The organism is Faecalibacterium prausnitzii (assembly GCF_049532945.1).
Classification (GTDB): domain Bacteria; phylum Bacillota; class Clostridia; order Oscillospirales; family Ruminococcaceae; genus Faecalibacterium; species Faecalibacterium prausnitzii_N.
The window spans coordinates 2,753,176-2,775,676 of record NZ_CP186691.1 but is presented as its reverse complement, the minus strand read 5'-3'; the positions used below and the strand labels follow the sequence as shown (position 1 = coordinate 2,775,676).

The following is a 22,501-nucleotide window of genomic DNA, read 5'->3' as shown; positions in this document are numbered from 1 at the left end:
GTCTGTTGTCTTGGTTTTGGCTTTCCTGCCAGTTACTTCATAGATTCCAGAATGGCGTCCGCCAGTGCTTCCAGCTCAGTGCGCTTGTCCGTGCCCATGGACGAGGCGAGGCTGAGCCGCTCGTTGAGCACCGTCATGTTCTTAAGCTCATTGTTGACGAATTTCTGCATGAGGTCACCGGACTTCACCGCCCATGAGCCGTTTTCAATGATGGCAAAGGTGCGGTTTTGCAGATTCAGTGCCTTCATATCCATGAGGAAGTCATGCATGGCAGGGTAGATGCCGAGGTTGTAGGTCACAGAGGCCAGGACAATGTGACTGTACTTAAACGCCTCGGAGATCAGCTGGGAGACATGAGTGGAGGACACATCGTACATCGCCACCTTGCTCATGCCCTTATCGCAGAGCGACGTCGCCAGAGCCTGCGCCGCGTTCTCCGTGTTGCCATACATAGAGGCGTAGACGATGAGCACGCCCTGGGTTTCAGGGGCATAGCGGCTCCATGTGTCGTACTTTTCGATGAACCAGCCCAGATCCTTGCGCCACACGGGGCCGTGGAGCGGGCAGATGTACTTGATCTGATCCAAAACGCCGCCGGCCTTTTTCAGCAGGAGCTGGATGTGGGGGCCGTACTTGCCCACGATGTTGGTGAGGTAGCGGCGGGCGTCGTCCAGCCAGTCCCGCTCGAAGTCCACCTCGTCGGCGAACAGCTTGCCGTCCAGCGCGCCGAAGGTGCCGAAGGCGTCGGCGGAAAAGAGGACGCCGTCGGTGACGTCGAGGGTCACCATGGCCTCCGGCCAGTGAACCATAGGCGCGCCCACAAAGGTGACGGTGTGCTTGCCGAAGGAGAAGGTGTCGCCCTCCTTCACCTCGATGCACTCATGTCCGTCCACATGGAAGCCGAACTGCCGCATGAGCATGAATGCCTTCTCGTTGGAGATCAGTTTCACCTTGGGATGGCGTAGCAGGATCTCCTCGATGCAGGCGGCGTGATCCGGCTCCAGATGGTTGACCAGCAGGTAGTCCAGCTCGCGGCCATCCAGCACATACGCCAGATTTTCCAAAAGCTGGCGGCAGGCAGACCAGTCCACCGTGTCAAAGAGCACCGTCTTTTCATCCAGCAGGCAGTAGGCGTTGTAGCTTACGCCCCGGGGAATGGGAAAGCAGTTTTCAAACAGGGCCAGGCGATGGTCGTTGGCGCCCACCCAGTAGAGGTCGTTCGTTACTTTACGCACGCAATACATCTTATCTTGCCTCCTTCACGGCCTCAAGCCTTTACAAATTGATCCTTCGTCTCCGCGCACTCGGGACACACCCACTCGGCGGGAAGCTGCTCAAAGAGCGTACCGGGCGCGATCTCGCCGTCCTCGTCGCCCAACTCCGGCACATACTCGTAGCCGCAGCCGCTGCAGACGTAGCGGTCGCCGATGGGAGCGGGCTTCGGCGGCGTGGGCCGCTTCATCTTTACCATGGGCGGCGCGGGCAGCTTTTCGCCGCTATCCAGCGCGGCAGTGAGCAGGGGCAGGATCTCCTCCACATCGCCCACGATGCCGTAGTCGCAGTTCTTGAAGATAGGCGCGTTACCGTTCTTATTGATGGCCACGATGGTGGAGGCGTCCTTGATGCCCTTAAGGTGCTGGGATGCGCCGGAGATGCCGCAGGCGATGTACAGATTGCCGGTGAACTTCTGACCGGACATACCCACATAGCGGTTCAGCGGCAGATATTTGAGAGTCTCCGCCACAGGGCGGGAAGAACCGATGGCCGCGCCGGCGGCCTTGGCCAGCGACTCTACCAGTTTCATGTTCTTTTTCTCCCCGATGCCCTTGCCCGCGGAGACCACCCGCTCCGCCTGCGGGATGGGCGTATCCATAGGAATGCCCACGGAGAAGTCGTGACCATCCTTCTTCAGCGCCGCCACAAGGTCGGCCACCTGCTGGGCAGCATCCCCCTCCCGGAAGATGGTCTTTTTGCGAATGCCCGTGATGGGCGCGGGTTTCTTGGCCGCCGAACGGCTCTCGCCGCCGGAGCTCTTGCCCAGCCTGCCCAACAGATGAGAGGCGATGACCACCCGCTGGATCTCATTAGTGCCCTCGTAGAGGGTGGTGATCTTGGCGTCGCGGTAGGCCCGTTCCACCTCCATGCCCTTGAGGTAGCCGCTGCCGCCGTGGATCTGCAAGGCATCGTTGGTGACCTCCAGCGCGATGTCCGAGGCGTACATCTTCGCCATGGCGGACTCCATGCCGTAAGGCGCGTGCTGCTCCTTCAGCTCCGCCGCGGAGTAGATGAGGAACCGGGCGCAGCGCAGCTTGGTTGCCATATCCGCCAGCTTGAAGGCGATGCTCTGCTGGGCCGCGATGGGCTTGCCGAATTGGACGCGCTCCTTGGAATAGCTCAACGCGTGCTCAAACGCGCCCTGGGCGATGCCCAGCGCCTGCGCGGCGATGCCGATGCGTCCGCCGTCCAGCGTGGACATGGCAATCTTGAAGCCCTCGCCCTCCTTGCCCAATAGGTTTTCCTTGGGAACCTTCACGTTGTTGAAGATCAGCTCCGCCGTGGAGGAGGAGCGAATACCCATCTTGTCATAGTGGTCGCCGAACTCAAAGCCCTTCCAGCCCTTCTCCACGATGAAAGCGGAGATACCCCGGGTGCCGATGTCCGGCGTGGTGACGGCGAAAACCACATAGGTGTCCGCCTTAGGGGCGTTGGTAATGAAGATCTTGCCGCCGTTGAGGAGGTAGTAGTCCCCCTTATCCAGCGCCGTGGTCTCCGTGCCGCCGGCGTCGGATCCGGCGTTGGTCTCCGTAAGGCCGAAGGCGCCGATCTTCTCGCCCTTGGCCAGCGGAACCAGATATTTCTTCTTCTGCTCCTCGGTGCCATAGGCGAAAATGGGCCATGAGCCGAGGGAGACGTGGGCGGAGAGGATTACGCCCGTGCCGCCGTCCACACGGGCCAGCTCCTCCACCGCGATGGCGTAGCTCAGAGCATCAAGACCGGCACCGCCGTACTCCTTGGGGTAGGGAATGCCCATCCAGCCCAGCTTACCCAGCTTCTTGACAGCCTCCTCGGGAAACTCGTTGTTCTGATCCATTAAAAATGCGAGGGGCTTGATCTCCTCCTCCGCAAAACTCCGGATCTTCGCGCGCAGCTCTTCGTGCGCCGACGTGGTTTGAAACAGCATACGGGTACCTCCTTTTAAAATTTTACAGCTTGCTTGTATCTTGGGGATCGGATCCGCCGGTCAGCAGCCTGCGCAGGCTCACGGCACGGAACGCCTCGTCCTGCTTTTGCTGCAAGGCCGCCAGCTGACAGTGGATGGTGCACCGCCCATGCTTGTCCTGCCAGCGGCATTTATATCCCGGCTCCATGCAGGCGCACAGGATGCCCCGCTCCCCCACGACCCCCATGAGATCGTAGAGGGAGGTCGCGTCCAGATCGCAGGACAGCGCGCAGCCGCCGAGAGCGCCGCGGCTCACCCGCACCAAATTGCCGGCGGAGAGCTTGCGCAGAATCTGGTAGGCAAACTGATTGGGGATCAATTCCGTTTCCGACATCTCGGCCACCGAATGCTTCTCCCCGTCCAGCAGCACCCGCAAAATGCGCAGCGCGTAGTCCGTCTCTTTGGTGATGATCATGCTCCACATCCTCTTTTCGCTTGCTTGTTAATACTATCATATCAATCTTGATAAATTTTGTCAAGATTATTTCAAAAAAAATATTGCTTTCATACAGACCGCCCCAGCCCGGGTCAGCTTCGCTTTCCATTCAGCGAAAAGCCATGTTCCTTACAATTATAGAAGCCAAAAAGCTGTGCCGTGGCAGTCCGCCGAAAGCAGAAAAGACTATGCCTGAAAACCAGAAAGCGGAGAAATTGGTTGGGGCTCGCAGGGGTCGCCCATCCAAGGCGGATGAGGCGATTCCTGACAAGCCTAAGCCATCCAACCGAAACAAGCAATAAAGTGCGTGCTTTTCATTTTATTCATGCCGATCATTCTTGGGAGACAGTAGAAAAATTTCCATTGTTATTGACATGATGTGCGTTACAGAGTAAAGTATTCATCAAGACTGATTCGCAATAAAGAATATCATGGTCGTTCCGTGATCGAGGTCATTATGATAAAAGGAAATGTAAAAATAGATCGCAAAAATCTCATCAGCATCCTGCAAAGCTGCCTTGTGCTGATTTTGGTGATCTTTGTCGCTCTGATGATGGTCGAGATCGGCAACCTGAAGGGCACGGCCCGCGTCATCAATTATGCCGGGCTGGTGCGCGGAGACACGCAGCGGGCGGTAAAGCTGGAGATCACAGGCACCCGAAACGATGAGTTGATCGCGTATTTAGACGATATCTTAAGCAATCTGACATCCGGAGAAGGGCACTACGAATTGGTAAAGCTCAAGGACGCGGCCTATCAGGAAAGGCTGGACAGCCAGCGTGCCTACTGGGAGCGGCTCAAGGCGGAGGTCGCGGCGGCCAGACAGCGTGGATATGAGAACACCCAAATCGTTGCCATGAGCGAGACCTATTTTGAAATGGCGGACGAAACGGTGTCTGCCGCGGAACACTATTCAGAAAAGATCGCCATGAAGATCCGCACTATTGAGATCCTCTCGGCACTGGATATGCTGTGCCTGGTGATCCTGATCATGCTCCAGACCGCCATGGCACTGAAAATGGCCCGGAAAAACCAACTGCTGGAGCAGAAGGCATACATCGACATCCATACCGGCCTGCCCAACAAAGGCTCCTGCGAGGAGCTTCTCAACAACAGGGAAATTCTCCGGGAGTCTACGGCCTGCGTCATATTTGACCTGAACAATCTGAAAACCGTCAACGATACGAGGGGTCATTCGGCGGGTGATCAACTGATCCTGAGCTTTGCCCGGCTTTTACGCCGGGTGATCCCGGAAAAGCATTTCGTGGGCAGATACGGCGGCGACGAATTTATGGCGGTCATTTACCATACGGACCGGCAGGAGGTGGAGGGCATACTGGACAGTCTGCGCAGGGAAGCCGACGCTGCAAACCGTGACGGCAATCAGCTTCCTCTCAGCTACGCCTACGGTTGGGCGATCTCCGCCGATTATGAAGGCTGCATCATGCAAACGCTGCTGGACAAGGCCGACTATTGCATGTACGAAAATAAGCGAGCCTACTACGCCACCCACGACCGGAGAGCGCCAAGGCCATAAGGCTCTTTTCAAACGAAAAACAGCAAGAACGAATTCGTCGCCACTATTGCGAAAAAAGCCTGGCCTGACGAAGAAAGGACAGGGAGGCGGCACTGAACGTCCACGTCGCAGTTGTGATGGAGGTACTGAAGGCTGGTGGCAGCGTGCAGTTCATCAGCTTCGTTAGCTTTGAGGTGAAGGGGTGCGCTGCCTGATCTGCCAGTTCGATGGTTTGCTGTACAGGAAACTCACCAGCAGGTACTTTACGATGAACGCTGGGGCGAGGGACGGACGACTATCTTCTTTGCTGCACAACTGCACCATTTTCTCATACACGGACGATAGATCCAGCACTGCCTCACATTTCCGGAGGATGGTCTCCTGCTGCATTAGATACTCGATTAATCTGCCAAGCTGATCTGGCCATTGCTGTAACGATACACAGCTGCCCTCCAGGTACAAGGTTTTTGCTGGATTTTTGCCAGTTCTCTTGCTCCAATTATACAACAGATTGGCCTCTATGGATTGAAATATAAGGCTTTTTCTTTTATTCAGTGCATATTAAGTTAGGATGTGCAGTAGATGCTCCATTTTACCGCAGGACAAAGTCTTTTTCTGTGACAAGGTTACATTGATAAAAAAATCCGGTGCTTTTGGAGCACCGGATTTTAAGAAGGTGAATTACGCTTTCCACAGACTGTGGAGGTTGCAGTAGGCGTAGACCGCCTCGACCTCATCGCCCTCGCAGAGAGCGAAGCAGACCTCCGGCTTTTCGCCGGGATGCAGTTCCTTACGCTGATTGCCCTGCTTGGTCTGGAGAGATACCCATTCGATGTAGTGCTCCGGCAGCATGGGGTGCTCTACGGAGCCGACCTTGACATGGACGATGCCGTTTTCCACCGTCCAGACAGGAACGTGCTTCTCCACGGCGGCGTCGGTGGTGCCGGGAACGATCTCGCTCATCGGCTCGCCGCAGCAGACGACAGGGACGCCTACGTCCTTAACTTTGGCAATGATGTTACCGCAATGCTTGCAAATGTAAAACTTCTGCTCCATGATAATTCTCCTTTTCTTTCTTTAATAGTTTTCTGCGTGAATTTCAAAATAGCTCTGGGGATGGTTGCAGGTGGGGCAAACCTCCGGGGCCTTCTCGCCCACGACGATGTGACCGCAGTTGCGGCACTCCCACACCTTGACCTCGCTCTTGGCGAAGACCTCCGCCATCTCCACATTGTGCAGCAGGGCACGGTAGCGCTCCTCGTGGTGCTTTTCAATGGCGGCGACCAGGCGGAAACGCTGGGCCAGCGCATGGAAACCTTCCTCATCGGCTGTTTTGGCAAAGCCGTCGTACATATCCGTCCACTCGTAGTTCTCACCCTCAGCGGCGGAGAGAAGGTTTTCTGCGGTGTCGCCAATGCCGTTCAGTTCTTTGAACCACAGCTTGGCGTGTTCCTTCTCATTATCAGCGGTTTTGAGGAACAGTGCCGCGATCTGCTCAAAGCCTTCCTTCTTGGCCTTGGATGCAAAATAGGTGTACTTGTTGCGTGCCTCGGACTCATCGGCAAAGGCAGCCATCAGGTTTTTTTCGGTTTGAGTTCCTGCGTATTTCGTTTCTTTCATGGTGGATACTCCTTCCTGTTTTTCTGCTTTTATTGTAGCAAATCTATGATTTTCTTCTGTGACGAAGTCACATTCCTTGCATGGGAGCTTTCCTACCTTTGTATTCGGTATATTCCGATTGTAGCACTTTGAGCAGAAAAAAACAATTTTTTCAAAAGCTGCTACATTTTCCGTCCTCATATGTGTGTCGGCTGATATTCGGAGTCGAATGCTACATGTGAGCCTTGTTCGTAATGCCCACCGATCATGACCGTAGCGGCAGTCACAGCATCCACATGAAAGCGTTCCCGGTAATGCTTGCATTTTCGTAAAAAAACGTTATAATTGAATCAGTTAAATCAAAGGAGGTATCAAATCATGAAATCACATAAATACTGGTCCTTAGGCGCACTTTTCTGTATGTTGGGATGCATTTATTCTGGAATCAAAAAATCTATGACTGCGCATAAATACTTTGCCTATTCTTCATTGCTTTGTATGGGCATGTCCATTTATTCCGGTCACAAACTGGTTTCTCCAAAGAAGAAAAAAATCACTAAATCAAATAATAGTGAGAATGGTTAAACAAAAAATTTCCTTTCTTTATCTTTATTCTCCTTGCCCTGCGGGACCAGTATGATTTTGAATACGGAACCGATAAAGAGGTTGATGGTGCTGTCATCAACGACAAGTGCAAGGCTCTGGCGCAAAAGGTCAAAGAGATTATCGACACCAAATCTTCGTTTGCTGACTGGCTGAACAATCAGAACGTCCGCAATCAGTTGAAGCTGGAGATCAAAATCTGCCTTGTAAAAAACGGCTATCCTCCACAGTACAGCCCCGAAGTTCTCAAAAAGGTCATGGAACAGGTAGAGAACTTTGAGGAGAACAATTAAATCATCCATAAAGAAAAAAATACAGCTATATTCAGGCTTCACACTGAAATATAGCTGTATTTTTTTGCATCGCTAACAATTGTTGTGCTTTCTCTTGAAAACAGCGTAAAGATTTATTATAATAAGATAAATAGTTGTGGATTTTGCAAAGGAGCTGTGAGGAATGAATCGGAACTGCCGCCGTAAAACAGAAAAGGTCTATGTGAAGGTGAACTCTGATTTTGACGCAACCGGCTATATGCAGCCCCGGCAGATCACATGGGGCGATGGCCGGACGTATCCCATCGAGCAAGTGCGGGACTTTCGCCCCGCAAATACCATTGCCGATATGCCCGGCGACTGTTATACTGTAATGGTAAAAGGGCAGGAGCGGCACCTGTTTTTCGAGCGTTCCGACCCACGGTTTCCATCCCGGTTCGGCAGATGGTTCGTGGAGGTGGAAACCAAATAACACAGAGGAGGGCTGAAGTATGGCAGCGCCGCGCACCTATCTGGCAATCGACCTGAAAAGTTTCTATGCCTCGGTGGAGTGCGTAGACCGCCATCTGGACCCCCTGACCACCAATCTCGTGGTGGCAGATGCCTCCCGCACCGAAAAGACCATCTGCCTTGCGGTGTCGCCCTCCCTGAAGGCCTACAAGATACCCGGCAGAGCACGGCTGTTTGAAGCCGTTCAGCGGGTGAAAGAGGTCAACGCTCAGCGGCTGCAAACTGCCATCCGGCAGAAAAAGGCAGTCCGGGGAGAGGATGGAAAATACCACTTTGCCAGAACCTCTTTTGATGCCAATGCCCTGAACGCAGACCCTGCACTGGGGTTGAGCTACATCGTTGCGCCGCCCCGGATGCAGCGGTATCTGGACGTTTCCACTCAAATCTACAAGACCTACCTCAAATATGTGTCCCCGGCGGATATCTACCCCTACTCCATCGACGAGGTTTTCATTGATGTGACGGGATATCTGCCCTACTACCACATGAGCGCCCACGAGCTTGCCATGACCATGGTGCGGGAGGTGCTGTACAACACCGGTATCACCGCAACGGCAGGCATCGGCACCAACCTCTACCTTGCAAAGCTGGCCATGGATATTGTGGCAAAGCATATCCCGGCGGACAAAGATGGTGTCCGCGTTGCAGAGCTGGACGAGCAGTCTTACCGGTATCTGCTGTGGAACCACCGCCCTCTGACGGATTTCTGGATGACTGGCCCCGGCACCGTCAAGCGACTGGAAGCCCACGGTATCTACACCATGGGGGATTTGGCACGGTTTTCCATCCATGGAGAAGATCGACTGTATGAGATTTTCGGCGTAGATGCAGAAATCCTTATTGACCACGCATGGGGCTACGAACCCTGCGGTATGGCTGAGATCAAAAGCTACAAGCCCAGCACCAACAGCATCAGCGAGGGACAGGTGCTTTCCACTCCTTATCCGTATGATAAAGCAAAACTCATTGTCCGGGAAATGGCAGAAATCTTGATGTTCCGGCTCACCGAAAAGAAGCTGGTGACGGAATCCATCACCTTGGAGATAGGCTACGACCGGGAGAATGTGGACAAGGGCGGTTATCGTGGTCTGACCCAGACCGACCGCTACGGCAGAACCATCCCCAAGGCAGCCCACGGCACCGTCCGGTTTGATGCGCCCACCAATCTGGGCAGCACCCTCATCAACGAAAGCGCAAAGCTGTTTGAGCGCATCACCGACCCGGCGCTGACGGTGCGGCGCATTACCATCAATGCCAACAAGGTCACGCCGGACGAGGGCTTCTATCAGGTGGACTTTTTCACCGACACCAAGAAGCTGGAAAAGGAGAAAAAAACTCCAGCAAGCCATGCTGGGTATCAAGAACAAGTACGGCAAAAACGCCGTGCTGAAAGCCAGCAGCTACGAAGAGGGTGCTACCATGCGACAGCGCAACGCACAAATCGGCGGGCATAGTGCAGGAGGTTCGGCGGGAGGTTCGGCGGGAGGTTCAGATGGAAAACTACAAAAATAGCAAAATCGGGCGGGAGACCGCCCAAAAGTACGGGAACATCCTAGAGATGGAACGCCCCCAGACCGAAGAATCCCTCCGCAAGCACCCCCGCATGACCCTTCAGAACCGTGCCAAGATCTTCTCGCCCTTCTCTCCGCTGCGGGGCTATGACGAGCAGCTTGCCGCAGAAAAGCAGCGCACCGAGCGGGTGACCAAGCGCATTTTGACCGAGGAAGAAATGTCGGCTCTGTCCGATCGGCTGATGCAGGTCACCAAGGGCATGACCATCACGGTGCGGTACTTCAAGGAGGATACCGCCCATCCGGAGGTTCCGGCGGTGGGCAGCTACCTCACCCTGACCGGAAAAGCAGACCGCATCGACCCGGTGTTCCGCACCTTGCAGGTGGGCGACACCGTGGTGCCCTTTGAAGATCTGGTGGAGGTCAGCGGGGAGGGTATCATGGACATTGATGTGTATCTGGGCATCGGGGAAGAATGAGATGACAAGAAATGTTGAAAGAGATATTTATGGGACAGTTCTTTCGATAAAATAACCTCAGAAGAAGCAAAACACACTTCGGATGGAGGAAAATACAATGGCAAACGATGATTACGGCTATTTTGGCAAAGGTGACACGGGCTATGCCCAGTACATGACGGCCTTCAACCGCAACTTCGGCGGCTCGCCCGCCCTCGCCCGGACGGTGACGGCTATCTGGGCAAGCAGGAACATCACGTCTCCAGAATTTTGTACTGAAAAAAGGGCTGCTGCACAGGGAACAGACCTTGTGCAGCAGCCCCTTATGGTATGTAGTAACTCAGTCCTTCTTCTCTGCTGTGCGGGCAAAGAAGTTGGCGAGGATCGCACCGGAAATGTTATGCCACACGGAGAACACAGCGCCGGGGATGGTAGCCAGCGGATACTGTGCAAAGTGTGCGGCGGCCAGACTGGTTGCAAGGCCGGAGTTCTGCATACCCACCTCGATGGAGATCGCGCGGCACTTGGTGGAGTCCAGCTTGAGCAGCTTGCCCACGCCAAAGCCGGTGAGGTAGCCCAGCACGTTGTGCAGGATGACCACCACAAGGATCAGCAGACCGCTGGTCATGATCTTGGCGCTGTTGGCGGAGACCACGGCGCAGATGATCAGCACGATGGCGGTAGTTGAGACCAAAGGCAGCACGCGGACGGCTTCCTCGGTGAATTTATGGAAGAAGTGATTGACCACAAAGCCCAGTGCGATGGGCACCAGCACCACCTTGACGATGGACATGAACATGCTCATGGGGTTCACGTCAACACGCTGGCCAGCGTACAGCAGGGTGAGCAGCGGGGTGAGGAGCGGAGCCAGCACGGTGGAAACAGCGGTCATGCCAACGGACAGTGCAACGTCGCCCTTGGAAAGGTAGGTCATCACGTTGGAAGAGGTTCCGCCGGGGCAGGTGCCAACCAGGATCACGCCAATGGCCAGCTCGGTGGGCAGGTGGAACACCTGCGTGAGCGCCCATGCCAGAAACGGCATGAGGGTAAACTGTGCAACGCAGCCCACGATCACATCCTTCGGACGGCTGAACACCACCTTGAAGTCCTCCGGCTTCAGGGTAAGGCCCATGCCGAACATCACGATGCCCAGCAGGTTATTGACCCACGCCGTCTTTACCACGCTGAACGGGCCGGGGAAGAACAGGGCACCCGCGGCCACCACAATAACGATGGCGGCCATGTACTTGCCCACAAAGTCGCTTACTTTTTCCAGTGTTTTCATGATGAAATCTCCTTTTTCAAAACACTTATTTTTGCGGATGCAAAGGCAATGAAACATCCGGAAAATGGCTTTCCCGCAAACAAAAACGCCCTTGTCCCCTACGGTCTGTAAGAGACAAAGGCGTGTAATATCCTCTGCGGTACCACTCTTATTGCCAGCACAACGCTGACCACTCAGTGCACGTCCAACAACGCGCGGCCCGTGATAACGGGGGCCTGCCGTTCCTGCTTACTGGGGCGCACACCGTCCATTCAGCCGGAAAGCTCGGAGAGGATCTTCCCACGGATGCCCTGCACTGCCTTGCACCAACCGGCAGCTCTCTGCAGCATTCCTTCCGGGTACTTTTTCTCGTCATAGCCGAATATTTCACTGCCACGGAGTATACTCTTCTGCCGGATCGAAGTCAAGAAAAACGACCCTTCTGGTTTTTCATCCGGCTCACGCCAAAAGTGAAGCTGATTCATGCAATGGCTGCTTTGTCGTTCCCTGCGGGTATTCGCCCTTACTGTGCCGGTGACACGGAGACATTTTTCGTTGCTCATGCCGCAGAGTATTACTGGTAAAGGCGCTGGAAAGAGATGGACTAATTTTCTGAAAGGGATTTTTATGGGACAACGCTCCTGATAGAATAGGCTCAGAAAGAGAAGCAAAACACACTTCGGATGGAGGAAAATACAATGGCAAACGATGATTACGGCTATTTTGGCAAAGGTGACACGGGCTATGCCCAGTACATGACGGCCTTCAACCGCAACTTCGGCGGCTCGTCCGGCGGCGGTGGCGGCGGCCACAACAATGGCGGTGGCAGTGGCGGAGACGGCAGCGGCTGCGGCTGCCTCATCGCCATTGCGGTGGTGGTCGTGCTGGTGCTCCTCGGCATGGGAAGCTGAGGGCAGCCCCACGGTGCAGAGCTGCTTGTGGTAAACGGCGGAAAAAACTAAAAAGCACTTGACCCTGACGCAGCGTCATAGCGTATACTGTGGCTGTCGCAAGGGAGGATAGCAAGATGATGACAGTGAACGAAGTGAGCAAGCGGACCGGAGTGAGCATCCGGACCCTGCAATATTACGATAAAATCGGTCTGCTGCATCCGGCGCATCGAACGCAGGCGGGATATCGCCTGTATGATGATACTGCACTGGAACGTTTGCAGCAGATCTTATTGTTCCGGGAACTGGAATTTTCACTGGAGGATATCCGAAAAATTCTGAAAAACCCGGAGTTTGACCGGGAAAAAGCACTGGAACAGCAGATCACACTTCTGACATTGAAAAAGCAGCATCTGGAAAAGTTGATCGCTCTTGCGGAGAAGATTCGGACAACAGGAGGAAATGTTATGGATTTCAACGCATTTGACACACAGAAGATCAGGGAATACGCAGAACGTGCAAAGAAAGAGTGGGGCAAAACCACAGAGTATCAGGAATTTGAGGCAAAAAACGCCCGGCGGACGCAGAAGGAATCCGGCAGCATCAACGAGCAGTTGATGAGGCTTGTAGCGGCATTCGGAACGCTGCAAACCAGAGAACCGGCAGACCCCACAGTACAGGCACAGGTGAAGAAGCTGCAGGAGTTTATCACCGAGAATTACTATACCTGCACGAAGCCCATTCTGCATCAACTTGGACAGATGTATGGTGCCGGCGGCGAGTTTACGGAGAACATCAACGCTGCCGGGGGAGAGGGTACGGCAGAATTTGCGCAGAAAGCCATTGAGATTTATTGCCGATAAGTGAGAAGCTGTCTTACGTGATCCAGTCACAGAAAATATAACTAGGAAATGTTATCATATAGCCACAGGAAACACCAACAACATTCCGATGGAGGATTTGAATATGAAGGCAAAGTTTTATATCTGTGAGCACTGTGGCAACCTGGTCACCACCATCCACAACGCAGGCGTTCCGCTGGTCTGCTGCGGCGAAAAAATGAAGGAGCTGCTCCCCAACACGGTGGAAGCCAGCGGCGAAAAGCATCTGCCGGTGGCAGAGCTTTCCGGCAGTACCCTCACGGTCACGGTGGGCGCGGTGGAGCACCCCATGGTGGATGTGCACCACATCCAGTGGATCTTTGTGGAGACCGAAAACGGCGGACAGCTCCGCTATCTTACCCCCGGGCAGGCACCCAAGGCGGTGTTTGAGCTGGGCAGCGAAAAGCCGGTGGCGGTCTACGCCTACTGCAACCTGCATGGTCTGTGGATGACGAAACTTTAAGAAATAAACAGGCTCCTGCCAGTGGTTAAACGCTTGCAGGAGCCTGTTTTTTGCGTGCAACCAGAGGATCGATGCAGTGTTGAAAATGTTCTGCTTGACCTTGTGCAGAGGATGAAGTATGATACTCGCAAGAAACCAACTTACGAGTGTATTTTATGCAACTACGCTTTGTGGAGGAACTACCATGCCGTTTCTGATGATCCGCAACGACATCGCCAAAGTGGCGGCGGATGCCATTGTCAACCCGGCCAACCGGAACCTTTTGCAGGGCAGCGGCACCAGCCGCGCCATCTATCAGGCGGCAGGGGAGCAGGAGCTGACCGCTTCCTGTGAAGCCATCGGCCGCTGCGATTTGGGCAGGGCCGTGTGTACCCCGGCGTTCGGTCTGCCCGCAAAATATGTTTTCCATGCAGTCTGCCCAGCGTGGCACGGCGGCAGGTTCGGCGAAGCAGAACAATTAGCCAGTGCCTACCACTCTGCACTGAAATTAGCCGCAAAGTACCACTGCGAAAGCGTGGCTTTCCCGCTGCTGTCCAGCGGGAACTATGGCTACCCCAAAGAACAGGCCCTCCGCATTGCGGTGGACACCATCACACAGTACGTCATGGAGCACGACCTGACCGTGTATTTGGTGCTTTACGACCGGGACTCGCTGGCCGTGAGCCGGAAGCTGTTCGCCTCGGTGGAGGAGTACATTGACGACCACTATGTAGCACAGAACGATGAAAGCTACCAGTTTGACCGTTGGCACAGAGAATTGGCAGAGCGTCGGCGCAGGTTGGAGGAAGATACTGCGCTTGCCGACAGAGAGTACCGGAAGAACAGCAAAACACCCGCCTGCGTATTGTGTGCAAAGTACAGTACACGGGCGGGTGTGGTTTTGTTGTGGTTTGTTCGCACTGTCAGAACAGGTCGAAACATAATTTTTGTGGAGTTCCGTCCAGCAGATACCGGATATAGAGACGGTCGTTTTCCGCTTCTGCCTGCACCTGCGTGGCGTGCTCAAAGAGGGTGCGCAGACGGCGGTACTCTGCCCGCTGCGCCTCTGTGTAGCGGGACGGCATATCCGAGGTAAGGAACACATTGCCCAGCAGGGCATTGACCGTGGCAAGGGTGCGTTTTTGCTCTGCCGTCAACTTGCAGTTTTCCTCCCGGAGGAAGAACACATCCGGGTTGCTGCCATAGGCACGGCCATTGAGCTGACGCCGGAACACCGTGTTGTTGATGGCCTGCTTTGTGGACACCCGCTCCCGGTGGAACAGGCGCATATACCACACATCGTCCCAGTCCAGCCCTACGTCACAGCTGACACGGCAGTAATCCACCAGCCCGAAAGCCGGCATCACCGGTACGCCGCAGCCGAGAATCTGCTTTTGCCCGCACCATGTGCGCAAAAGCTCCATAGCACGGTACATCCGGGCTGCCCGGCTCTCGCGGGCGTTGCCAAAGGGGGCAGCACCGTACAGAAAATCCAGCTTGACAAGGTCGAAGCCCCAGTCGTTCAGCACCCGGTCAAACACCCGGCGCAGATAGTCCAGCACCGCCGGGTTGTCGATATCCAGCGCATAGAAACTGCTCCAGTTGCTGCCGCAGCACCACGGTGCACCGTTCACCTTCAGCAGCCAGTCCGGGTGCTGTCGGAAAAGGGCAGAGTCCTTTTCGCACACAAAGGGTGCAAGCCATAGCCCAGCCTGAAATCCGGCGGCGTGAATTTCCTCCACCATGCCTTTCAGCCCGTGGGGGAATTTCTGCGCATCCGTTTCCAGCCAGTCGCCCACCTTCGGCTCCCAGCCATCGTCGATCTGGAACAGGTCTTCCGGGCAAAGCAGGCTGCGGCAGCCGGTCAGGTCCTCCCGGATGGTGTCCTCGGTGATGTCCTGATAGCGGTTGTACCAACTGGAATAGCCTGCCAGCTTCTTTTCAGTCCGGGGCTTGATGCCCATAGCCTGAAACCAGCCGTCAAACACCTCAGTCTCGCCGCCCTCGGCAAAAAACAGGTCAAGGAGTGGAAAACTGCCGCCGGGATGCTCCACCCCGGCGCAGTCCCGTTCCAGCGTCAGCAGGGCTTTGCCGCTGTCGTAGCGGAGGATGGTGTAGCCCGGCTTCTCGTCCAGCGATGCCACCAGCCGGAACTGCTTGCCCTTGCGGAAATAGCAGTAGGAAAAGCCGTGGCTTTGCCCCTTTTGATGCCCATAAGGCGCAAAATGATAATCGCCGTAGCGGTCAAAGGCGTATTTTTTGCGCAGAAAGCCGGGGATGTGGTCGGTGCCACGCAGCTTGCCGTTCCGGTCCAGCTCCGGGCTGTAGGTCCATGTCTGGTAGCCGTTCATGAACAGACGCTCGTTTGCTTCCATCGTCCACGGCATCTCGGCACGCACCGCCTTCAGCGTCCCGGCGGGCAGGTCTGCCGTCAGATGCAGCGCACCGCCATTCTCCGTGACCGTGCAGTTGCCTGTCTGTACGCCGCCGGAAGTTTCCGCGTACCAGTGCAGCGTTTCAGTCATGGTGCGTTTCCTCCCCGTGGAGCTGTGCGCTGATCTCGGCAGCGCGGGCATCGGTCAGAACGAACTTGCGGCGGAACAGCACCAGCGCACCTGCCAGCACCAGCATGGGCAGAACGGTCATCATCAGGCGCAGACCCAGCAGGGTTCCGGCGCTTTGTACTGCCACCGGGCCGGTCTCCTCCGTGTTGCCCACAAGACCGATGAGGTCCAGCCCGATGCCGGTCAGGAATACCGCCACGCCGGAGGCAGCCTTGACCACAAAGGTCTGCATGGAAAAGATAACGCTCTCCTCCCGGCGTCCGGTCTTGAGCTGACCGTAATCCACGCTGTTGGAAAGGAACAGGGTGGTCAGCACGGTCAGCATTCCGTTGCAGGCGAACACCACCACGCCCGGAATGCACAGCAGGGCAAGGCCGTGGGACAGGCCGGTCAGGCAGAACACCAGCAGCGTGCCGTAGCCGCACAGCGCCAGCACAAGGCTGAGCTGAAATACCTGCGTGCTGCTGAGTTTTTTGCGCAGCAGCGGGTAAAGCACCATCATGCCCAGAATTTGAGCCGCACCGCCCACGGTGGAAAACAGGGTGTAGGTGGCTTTCCAGCCTGCACCGCCAAGGTCGTACTTGAAGAAATAGATGATGAAGTTGGAGGTAAGGTACAGTGCCGAGTTGATCAGCACGATGCTGCCCACCACTACCATAGCCTGATCGTTGCGGAACAGGGCGGAGAACATCTCCTTTACGGTGGCGGTCTTCATCTCACTGGGGGTGGTTTCTTTCATGGAAATGCAGCACACCAGCTCTGTCACTGCAAAAATTACCGCTACGATCAATGCTACCCAGCGGAAGCCAGCGCGCTCGCTGTCGCCGCCAAGGGCTCCCACCAGCAGCATGGTGAACATGGCGATAAGAGCCGAACCAACGCCTGCACAGGTACGCCCCACCATGGAGAGGTTCTCCCGGTCTTTTGGGGTGCGGGTCACGGCCGGGATCATGGACCAGTACGGAATATCCATCATGGTATAGGTGACGCCCCACAGGATGTACACCACGCTGAAGTAGACCATCAGCACCGCTTCGTCCAGCACCGGGGCAGCAAACAGGGCATAGAGTACCAGTGCATTGAGCAGCGTGCCGGAAAAGATCCACGGACGGAAACGTCCCCAGCGGGTGCGGGTCTTTGCCACCAGAACCCCCATAAAGGGGTCGTTGAAGGCATCAAAGAACCGGGCCGCCATGAGCACGACGCCCACAAAGCTGGCCGAAAGCCCCAGCACATCCTGATAATAATACATGACGTAAGAAGCCGACAGGGCATATACCATATCCTTGCCCACGGCACCAATACCAAATGCGGTTTTCTGTTTCAGGGTCAGTTCCATACAGCGTCCTCCTTTTCAATGGTGAACCGCACCGCAACGGGCTGGGTCTGCGGGGCAGAAACGGTCAGCAGGGCTTCTCCGGCCATACCCACGGTGCGCAGATAAGTACCGGTCATGCCGCCTTCTGCCACGGTGGTCTGCGGGCCCACAAGGGCGGCGCTGCCCTCCACCGCAAACTGCACCGGGAACTGTGCGTAGGGGGCAGGGGTGCCATTCTCGTCCAGAATGCGCACCCGGACAGCCGCCATATCGTAAGTATCTTTTTCCCGAAGCGCCGTCCGGCTGACCTTGACTTCCAAGTGCAGCTTTGCACTGGGGCAAAGGGTCACGCTGCGCACCACGTTGCCGTCCTGCACGGCATCGAACCGCCAGCGGGTAGCTTCGCCGCCCCAGTTGCCCACATATTTGCCGTAAAGCGCCACGCCATCTTCAAAGCTCATTTTGTAGTGTAGCATACACCAGCCGAATTTGACCTTGTAGGCAAGCGGCAGTCCCGCCAAGCCATATTTCCCGGCAGCCAGCAGGCAGTCCCGCACAGCGGCTGCCTTGGAGGAAGAAAAGTGCTCCTGCGTTTCCAGCAGCTCGCCAATGGGATCGTCCATCACAAAGGGCGGATGCGGTAGGGCCGTCCACTCGCTTTGGCGCAGTGCGGTGACAAACACATCGTTTTTGTACAGCTTTACCTGCTGGGCATTGCTGAAAACATAGGCTGTGCCCAGCTGCCCGGCGGGGTTATCGCCGATGTCCATGGAGGAGCTGACCGCCAGCACCGGGTCAGCGTCACCCTGACTGGCATAGACTGCTGCCGCCAATTTGGGGTTGCGGAAGCTGTCCAGCACACCGTGGTAGCAGATTCGGTCTCCGGAGCCGAAATCTTTATGGGTCTGGTAGTCGAACATACACCAGCCAAAGCACCCGGCGTGTTCCCCGCTGCCGTAAGCGGCATTCTGAACCCGGACATGCCGCAGGGCGTGTTCCTGTCGATGGGGACCATCGTCAAAGGCTTTTGTGGGGTACATGTGACCGTTGCACTCCGAGATGAGCAGCGCCTTGCCCATATCCGGGGTCACGTCCTTTTTGGGCTTTGCACCGGGCGTTACGCCGTTGTGGGAAAAATCGTTGTAGGCATAGACATCCTCCAGCAGATGGCTCTTTTCCAGATACCGCACGCCGGAAGTGGCACGGCTTGGGTCCAGCTGATGGGCAATCTCGTTGGTGCGGGTGTAAAAGGCATCGTCGTCCACGCTCTCGTTGATGCGCACGCCCCACAGGATAATGCTGGGGTGGCTGCGGTTTTGCAGGAGCATCTCCCGCAGCATCTCGCAGGCGGCGTCCTTCCAGTTGTCATCCCCGATGTGCTGCCAGCCCGGCAGCTCGGTGAATACCAGCAGACCCCGGCGGTCGCACTCATCCAGAAAATACGGACTTTGAGGGTAGTGGCTGGTGCGCACGGCGGTGCAGTGCAGTTCCTCCCGCAAAATGCGGGCATCCTCCCGCTGCAGGCTTTCCGGTGCGGCGTAGCCGATGTAAGGGTAGCTCTGGTGTCGGTTCAGACCCCGCAGAAAGGTCTTTTTGCCGTTGAGGTAGAAGCCATCCGCCCGGAACTCTGCGGTGCGGAAGCCAAACGTCACCTGTTTGCGGTCGATGGGCTGTCCGGCTGCGTTCAAAAGCTCTGCCGTGGCATGATGCAAAACCGGGTGCTCGGTATCCCACGGCTGTGCGTCCGGGACGGAAAACTGCATCTTCCCGGTTTCTGCCGCCTGTGCGGTCTGCTCTGCCAGCAGGGTGCCGTCTGCGGTCTCCAGCCGGATGCGGACCGCCACGGCTGCGGGTGTAAGCTCTGCCGTCCACTGCACCACAGCCTCTTGCAGGGTGGGGGTGTAGATGAACAGGTCGGTCAGGCGGCTTTCTGCCGTGGCCTCCAGCCAGACCTCCCGGTACAGCCCGCCGTAGGTCAGGTAGTCGATGACAAAGCCAAAGGGCGGGATAGCCGGGTCTTCTCTGGTGTCCAGCTGCACGGTCAACAGATTTTCACCCTCCCGATCTACAAGGTCGGTGATCTCCACCGTAAAGCCGGTATAGCCGCCCCGATGCTGCCCGGCAACCCTGCCGTTGACCCGCACCACCGCCTGATGAGCAGCTCCGTCAAAGCGGACAAACAGCCGGGGCGCAGCCTGTACCGGCGGCACCCGGAACCGCTTGCGGTAGCCGCAGACCATCTCGTAATCGGCCGGAGAGGCATAGTGCAGCGGCACCTCCCGGCAGGTATGGGGCAAGCGAACGGCTTGTTGTTTTGGTACAGGCAGCCCCTTGCCAAAGGCTTCCGTCCAGTGTCGTGTAAACTCCCAGTCCTCGCAAAAGCTGTGTTTCATCGCAGCAGCACTCCTTCCAGTAAAATCGAGATCATTTCTTCCAGCACAGCCACATACTGCACCCCGCTTTCTGCCAGACTGCGGTCTGCCAGAAAGCTCTCGATGGATGCGGTGATCATCTGCCGCAGCACCGGCAGGGACACCGGACGCATGACTCCCTCTGCCACAGCCTGTTCCAGCAGCGCCATGGTGGGCTCCCACCCGTTTTCCAACTGACTGCGCACCCGCGCCGCCACCACCGGGTATTTCTCGTCCAGCTCCTTCATCTGCCGCAGGTCCAGCGCGGCGTATTCCGTCGGCATGGCAATGATGACTGCCCGCAGCTTTTCCTGCAAAGTACCGCTGCCTGCCAGAATTTCCTGCTTGCAGCGGTGGATGTCCGCAAAGGCGTGGTCTACCATGTCCAGCAGAAGGGCCTCCTTGGAGGGGTAAACGGTGTAGATGGTTTTTTTGCTGATGTGCAGCGGCTCTGCTACCTGCTGCATGGTGAAATGCAGCCCCTGTTGACGGAATAACTGCATCGCCTGTGTGCGCACCAGCGCATCGAGCTTTTCCTGCATGAGCGTCCTCCTTGTGGAAACTGTGCTTGCTTTTCTGGTTTCCATTCTAGTGCGGAAACCGAGCTAAATCAAGCGGTTTCCGCATTTTCTGCGTTCTGCCAAGAAAGTGCAGACATTTTGCAGCAGAATGACAAAAACGAACCCCGGCGTGCCTTGAAAGCTGCCGGGGGCTTTTGCGTGCAGGTGCTTTTCCGCAGCGGCAAGCCCTCGTCAAAACTCCGGGTGCCATTCATCCCGGATGCCAATGTCGGCACAGACGATCTTTCCGCACAGCGGCGCAGAAGTTTCTGCGATATGCAAAGGCTTATAGCTGTCGAAGGTTACGGTCAGATCTGCATGGGCAGCGCCCTCGGCAACCTCGCCGGTGTCCGTATGGATGCCGCTGGGCAGGTCTACGGCCAGCACAAAGGCACCGCTCTTGTGCAGACGGCGCATCAGCCCGCAGGCAGCAAGGCCGGAAGGCCGCAGCTCACCATGGAACCCGGTGCCGTAGAGGGCATCCACAGCAGCATCAAAGCGCTGGGTTTCCAGTACGGAACCGTCGGCGCAGATGTGCACTGGCAGGGAGTGCAGACGCTCAAAGTTGCGGATGGCGTCAGCGGTTTTTGGCTCGCCCTCGGCCAGAAGAACGGTCACATTCCAGCCATCTTTTGCGGCGGCGCGGGCAATCACGAACCCATCGCCGCCGTTGTTGCCCTTTCCGCAGACCACCAGCAGCCTGCCGGGATGTGGGAACTGCTTTTGCAGTTCAGCGTAAGCCGTCAGCCCGGCGTTTTCCATCATTTGCAGATAGGGCAGACCGTGGGCATCCCCGGCTCGTTCAATTTCCTTCATCTGCGCAGCCGTCACAATGCGATGTTTCATGTTGGCACCTTCTTTCTGTCTTTATTATAATGGATGAGAATGTTTGGAACAAGATGAAAGATACCGGTGCATAGAATCTGTCCCCGGAGAGTTGGAACAAGCCCTCCGGGGACATTTTTGTTTTTCGGAAGCTTTTCCACAAGGGAAAATCATGGTATACTGGACCCAAAGCCATAAAATGGGAGGTACCGTTATGAAGTGGGGAATTTTAGCGACCGGCACCATTGCCAAAAAGTTTGCGTCTACGGTGGAACAGATGGGCGCAGAGAGGGAGCAGCTTGTTGCCGTGGGGTCACGGCACATGGAAAGCGCACAGGCGTTTGCGCAGCAGTACGGCATTCCCTGCTGCTATGACTCCTACGAAGCCCTTGCCGCCGACCCGGAGGTGGAGGCCATCTATATCGCCACCCCCAACACCCTGCACTACGAAAACTGCAAGCTCTGCTTGGAGCAGGGCAAGCATGTTTTGTGCGAAAAGCCCTTTACCATCAGCCCGGAGCAGGCTCAACAGTTGTACCGTCTGGCAGAGGAAAAGCACCTCTTTCTCATGGAGGCATTCTGGATCTGGCTGCTGCCGCTGTACGACCGCCTGCGCGAGATTCTTGCGACTGGCACCATCGGGGAGCTGAAGCAGATCACCTGTCAGTACGGCTTTGTTGCCTCCGGTGCCCGGAAGGACCGCAAGTTTGATTCCGGTCTGGGCGGCGGTGCGCTGCTGGATATCGGCATCTATAATCTGGGCTTTCTGCGCATCCTCACCGGACAGGACCCGGAGAAGGTGGAAACCAAAGAGGTCCACATCAACGAGTACGGCACCGACGATTACAGCCGCCTTGCGCTGACCTACCCCGGCGGCTGCATGGCAGAGTCTGTCCAGACCATCGGGCAGGAGTTGGAGCGCAACGCCCGCATCGTTGGCACCAAGGGCAGAATCTTTCTGCCGGATTTCCAGCACGCCGAGACCATGACGCTGGAAGTGGAGGGCAAAGAGCCGGAGGTCATCCGCTGCCCGGTGGACATCAACGGCTTTGAGTATGAGATCCGGGAAGCAAGCCGCTGCGTCAAGCTGGGACGTACCGGCAGCGACCGCTACACCCCGCAGGATAGCCTTGCCTTGACCCGCCTGATGTACGACACCCGCATGAGCTGGGGCATGAAGTTTGCGGGTGAGGTGTAAGCACACACCTTGCCGCAAAGGGC

The 22,501-nt window shown here is 56.3% G+C and carries 21 protein-coding genes, 3 pseudogenes and 1 other annotated feature; of the genes and pseudogenes, 12 read left to right on the top strand and 12 right to left on the bottom strand.

Annotation, left to right across the window (positions count from 1 at the left end):
* Positions 1-32: 32 nt before the first annotated feature.
* From ACNQFG_RS14010 to ACNQFG_RS14000, 3 genes are read right to left on the bottom strand one after another with little or no spacing between them, the layout of a single operon-like run.
* Positions 33-1,244, bottom strand: a complete 1,212-nt coding sequence (locus ACNQFG_RS14010; RefSeq protein WP_005946385.1) for an FprA family A-type flavoprotein — start codon at positions 1,242-1,244, stop codon at positions 33-35.
* 23 nt (positions 1,245-1,267) lie between these two features.
* The gene (locus ACNQFG_RS14005; RefSeq protein WP_005946387.1) at positions 1,268-3,181 is read right to left on the bottom strand and encodes an acyl-CoA dehydrogenase family protein; all 1,914 of its coding nucleotides are present in this window, start codon (positions 3,179-3,181) and stop codon (positions 1,268-1,270) included.
* A 22-nt stretch (positions 3,182-3,203) separates the two neighbouring features.
* Entirely contained in the window at positions 3,204-3,635 is a 432-nt protein-coding gene (locus ACNQFG_RS14000) for an RrF2 family transcriptional regulator (protein WP_423405303.1), read from the bottom strand.
* Between the two features lie 463 nt (positions 3,636-4,098).
* On the opposite strand from ACNQFG_RS14000, the gene ACNQFG_RS13995 reads away from it, so the two are divergent.
* Positions 4,099-5,193, top strand: a complete 1,095-nt coding sequence (locus tag ACNQFG_RS13995; protein ID WP_423405302.1) for a GGDEF domain-containing protein — start codon at positions 4,099-4,101, stop codon at positions 5,191-5,193.
* A gap of 162 nt (positions 5,194-5,355) precedes the next feature.
* Here the strand turns inward: ACNQFG_RS13995 and ACNQFG_RS13990 are convergent, their stop codons facing one another.
* The 3 genes from ACNQFG_RS13990 to rbr form a co-directional block, all read right to left on the bottom strand.
* A complete protein-coding gene (locus ACNQFG_RS13990) occupies positions 5,356-5,679 on the bottom strand; it encodes a hypothetical protein (RefSeq protein ID WP_423405301.1) in 324 nt (107 codons plus the stop codon).
* A gap of 174 nt (positions 5,680-5,853) precedes the next feature.
* Entirely contained in the window at positions 5,854-6,228 is a 375-nt protein-coding gene (locus tag ACNQFG_RS13985) for a desulfoferrodoxin family protein (protein WP_005921786.1), read from the bottom strand.
* 21 nt (positions 6,229-6,249) lie between these two features.
* Complete coding sequence (gene rbr / locus ACNQFG_RS13980) at positions 6,250-6,792, bottom strand: rubrerythrin (protein ID WP_423405300.1); 543 nt, start codon at positions 6,790-6,792, stop codon at positions 6,250-6,252.
* Positions 6,793-7,149: 357 nt separating this feature from the next.
* On the opposite strand from rbr, the gene ACNQFG_RS13975 reads away from it, so the two are divergent.
* The 6 genes and pseudogenes from ACNQFG_RS13975 to ACNQFG_RS13950 form a co-directional block, all read left to right on the top strand.
* Complete coding sequence (locus ACNQFG_RS13975; protein ID WP_423405299.1) at positions 7,150-7,356, top strand: DUF6219 family protein; 207 nt, start codon at positions 7,150-7,152, stop codon at positions 7,354-7,356.
* Positions 7,357-7,376: 20 nt separating this feature from the next.
* Positions 7,377-7,667 (top strand): type I restriction enzyme endonuclease domain-containing protein, encoded by a 291-nt coding sequence (locus ACNQFG_RS13970; protein WP_423406597.1) that lies wholly within the window; start codon positions 7,377-7,379, stop codon positions 7,665-7,667.
* 163 nt (positions 7,668-7,830) lie between these two features.
* Positions 7,831-8,118, top strand: coding sequence for a hypothetical protein (locus ACNQFG_RS13965; protein ID WP_005921159.1), 288 nt, complete (start codon positions 7,831-7,833; stop codon positions 8,116-8,118).
* A gap of 19 nt (positions 8,119-8,137) precedes the next feature.
* Positions 8,138-9,668: pseudogene (locus ACNQFG_RS13960) on the top strand (DNA methylase).
* A complete protein-coding gene (locus tag ACNQFG_RS13955) occupies positions 9,649-10,146 on the top strand; it encodes a hypothetical protein (protein ID WP_423405298.1) in 498 nt (165 codons plus the stop codon). Before ACNQFG_RS13960 ends, ACNQFG_RS13955 begins: the two are co-directional and overlap by 20 nt.
* A gap of 97 nt (positions 10,147-10,243) precedes the next feature.
* Positions 10,244-10,333 (top strand): annotated as a pseudogene (locus ACNQFG_RS13950) (HFLK protein); the annotation flags it as partial.
* 132 nt (positions 10,334-10,465) lie between these two features.
* Here ACNQFG_RS13950 and ACNQFG_RS13945 read toward each other — a convergent pair.
* A complete protein-coding gene (locus ACNQFG_RS13945) occupies positions 10,466-11,410 on the bottom strand; it encodes a bile acid:sodium symporter family protein (protein ID WP_097777253.1) in 945 nt (314 codons plus the stop codon).
* 107 nt (positions 11,411-11,517) lie between these two features.
* Positions 11,518-11,774: a binding site (T-box leader), on the bottom strand.
* Between the two features lie 313 nt (positions 11,775-12,087).
* On the opposite strand from ACNQFG_RS13945, the gene ACNQFG_RS13940 reads away from it, so the two are divergent.
* From ACNQFG_RS13940 to ACNQFG_RS13925, 4 genes are all read left to right on the top strand, one after another.
* Positions 12,088-12,300 (top strand): HFLK protein, encoded by a 213-nt coding sequence (locus ACNQFG_RS13940; RefSeq protein WP_097782042.1) that lies wholly within the window; start codon positions 12,088-12,090, stop codon positions 12,298-12,300.
* A gap of 116 nt (positions 12,301-12,416) precedes the next feature.
* Positions 12,417-13,142, top strand: a complete 726-nt coding sequence (locus ACNQFG_RS13935) for a MerR family transcriptional regulator (protein ID WP_423405297.1) — start codon at positions 12,417-12,419, stop codon at positions 13,140-13,142.
* A 103-nt stretch (positions 13,143-13,245) separates the two neighbouring features.
* The gene (locus tag ACNQFG_RS13930; RefSeq protein ID WP_423405296.1) at positions 13,246-13,623 is read left to right on the top strand and encodes a desulfoferrodoxin family protein; all 378 of its coding nucleotides are present in this window, start codon (positions 13,246-13,248) and stop codon (positions 13,621-13,623) included.
* Between the two features lie 184 nt (positions 13,624-13,807).
* On the top strand, positions 13,808-14,698 hold the full coding sequence (locus tag ACNQFG_RS13925; RefSeq protein ID WP_423405295.1) for a macro domain-containing protein: 891 nt from the start codon (positions 13,808-13,810) through the stop codon (positions 14,696-14,698).
* Between the two features lie 400 nt (positions 14,699-15,098).
* Here ACNQFG_RS13925 and ACNQFG_RS13920 read toward each other — a convergent pair.
* The 5 genes and pseudogenes from ACNQFG_RS13920 to ACNQFG_RS13900 all read right to left on the bottom strand — a co-directional run.
* Positions 15,099-15,566, bottom strand: a pseudogene (locus ACNQFG_RS13920) (glycoside hydrolase family 36 protein); the annotation flags it as partial.
* Positions 15,567-16,119: 553 nt separating this feature from the next.
* Positions 16,120-17,505, bottom strand: coding sequence for a glycoside-pentoside-hexuronide (GPH):cation symporter (locus tag ACNQFG_RS13915; RefSeq protein WP_423405294.1), 1,386 nt, complete (start codon positions 17,503-17,505; stop codon positions 16,120-16,122).
* The gene (locus tag ACNQFG_RS13910; RefSeq protein WP_423405293.1) at positions 17,496-19,877 is read right to left on the bottom strand and encodes a glycoside hydrolase family 2 TIM barrel-domain containing protein; all 2,382 of its coding nucleotides are present in this window, start codon (positions 19,875-19,877) and stop codon (positions 17,496-17,498) included. The genes ACNQFG_RS13915 and ACNQFG_RS13910 overlap by 10 nt, the downstream gene beginning before the upstream one ends.
* On the bottom strand, positions 19,874-20,437 hold the full coding sequence (locus ACNQFG_RS13905; protein WP_423405292.1) for a TetR/AcrR family transcriptional regulator: 564 nt from the start codon (positions 20,435-20,437) through the stop codon (positions 19,874-19,876). Before ACNQFG_RS13905 ends, ACNQFG_RS13910 begins: the two co-directional genes overlap by 4 nt.
* A 210-nt stretch (positions 20,438-20,647) precedes the next feature.
* Positions 20,648-21,301 (bottom strand): NAD(P)H-hydrate epimerase, encoded by a 654-nt coding sequence (locus tag ACNQFG_RS13900; protein ID WP_423405291.1) that lies wholly within the window; start codon positions 21,299-21,301, stop codon positions 20,648-20,650.
* A gap of 193 nt (positions 21,302-21,494) precedes the next feature.
* Here ACNQFG_RS13900 and ACNQFG_RS13895 point away from each other — a divergent pair, with 193 nt between their 5' ends.
* Entirely contained in the window at positions 21,495-22,478 is a 984-nt protein-coding gene (locus ACNQFG_RS13895) for a Gfo/Idh/MocA family protein (RefSeq protein WP_423405290.1), read from the top strand.
* The last annotated feature ends 23 nt before the right edge of the window (positions 22,479-22,501 follow it).